This window comes from Micrococcus sp. HSID17227 (assembly GCF_003989405.1).
GTDB classification, from domain to species: Bacteria; Actinomycetota; Actinomycetes; order Actinomycetales; family Micrococcaceae; genus Micrococcus; species Micrococcus luteus.
The window spans coordinates 1-1,583 of record NZ_RBLN01000365.1 but is presented as its reverse complement, the minus strand read 5'-3'; the positions used below and the strand labels follow the sequence as shown (position 1 = coordinate 1,583).

The window sequence follows — 1,583 nt, the reverse complement described above, 5'->3', positions numbered from 1 at the left end:
CGGGGGCTCTCCCGAGCCCGCGTCGGCCCGCCCCCCCGCGGCCGCCGACCAGGCGCGGTGAGCCGTCACCACGGCGCCGAGCTCGGCGAACCGCCGGTTCAGCCTCCGGGCGAGCGCCGGGTCCTGGTGCACCGCCGGGTCGGACAGGCGCGCCGTCAGCTCGCGATGCTCCGCCAGGAGCCGATCCACGGCCTCGCGCCGCTGCTCCGAATCGAACACGTGCGTGCCTCTCCTCCTCCGGCCTCAGCGGGCCGGGCTGTCCGACGCGGACGGCCCCGCCCCGTCCGGCGGAGACGAGCTCCCCCGGGCGGGACGGGGCCGTGCGACGGGGCGGTCAGTCGTCACCCTTGGACCCCAGAGTGGTCTTGGAGACCAGCATGAGGAACTCGGCGTTGGACGCGGTGTCCTTGATCTTGTTGGTGAGCAGGTCGAGGGCCTGCTGCTGCTCGAGGCCGGAGAGCACCCGGCGCAGCTTCCACATGATCTTGACCTCCTCCTGCGAGAGCAGGGCCTCCTCGCGGCGGGTGCCGGACGCGTTGACGTCCACCGCCGGGAAGATGCGGCGCTCAGCGAGGTGGCGGGACAGGCGCAGCTCCATGTTGCCGGTGCCCTTGAACTCCTCGAAGATCACCTCGTCCATGCGCGAGCCGGTCTCGACCAGCGCGGTGGCCAGGATGGTCAGCGAGCCGCCGTTCTCGATGTTGCGGGCGGCGCCGAAGAACTTCTTCGGCGGGTACAGAGCCGAGGAGTCCACACCGCCGGAGAGGATGCGGCCCGAGGCCGGGGCGGCCAGGTTGTAGGCGCGGCCCAGGCGGGTCATGGAGTCGAGCAGCACGACGACGTCGCGGCCCATCTCCACGAGGCGCTTGGCGCGCTCGATGGCCAGCTCGGCGAGGGTGGTGTGGTCGTCCGCCGGGCGGTCGAACGTGGAGGCGATGACCTCGCCGTCCACCGACCGCTGCATGTCGGTGACCTCCTCGGGGCGCTCGTCCACGAGCACCATCATGAGGTGGACCTCGGGGTTGTTCGTCTTGATCGCGTTGGCGATCGACTGCAGGATCATCGTCTTGCCGGCCTTGGGCGGGGAGACGATGAGGCCGCGCTGGCCCTTGCCGATGGGGCTGACCAGGTCGATCACGCGGGGGCCGATCAGCTTGGGATCGGTCTCCAGGCGCAGGCGCTCCTGCGGGTACAGCGGCACGAGCTTGCCGAACTCCACGCGCTGCGGGTGCTCGACGGCGGGCTGGCCGTTGACCGAGGAGATCTTCACCAGGGCGTTGAACTTCTGGCGGTTGGAGCCGCCGCCGTGGTGCTGCTGCTTCTCTCCGTCGCGCGGGGCGCGGATCGCGCCGACGACGGCGTCGCCCTTGCGCAGACCGTACTTCTTCACCATGGCCAGGGAGACGTAGACGTCGTTCGGGCCCGGCAGGTAGCCGGAGGTGCGGACGAACGCGTAGTTGTCCAGCACGTCGAGAATGCCGGCCACGGGCTGCAGGACGTCATCCTCGGTCAGCTCGGTCTCGTCGACCTCGGGGCCGCCGCGGCCACGGCGGTTGCGGCCGCGCTCGTTGCGGTTGCGGCGA

Annotated in this window: 1 protein-coding gene and 1 pseudogene; both read right to left on the bottom strand. The window is 71.2% G+C overall.

The window, feature by feature from the left end; genetic code table 11:
- Nucleotides 1–219: pseudogene (locus D8M29_RS11855) on the bottom strand (peptide chain release factor 1); the annotation flags it as partial.
- A gap of 115 nt (nt 220–334) precedes the next feature.
- A partial coding sequence (gene rho, locus D8M29_RS11850) for a transcription termination factor Rho (protein WP_127446009.1) occupies nt 335–1,583 on the bottom strand: 1,249 nt, incomplete at its 5' end.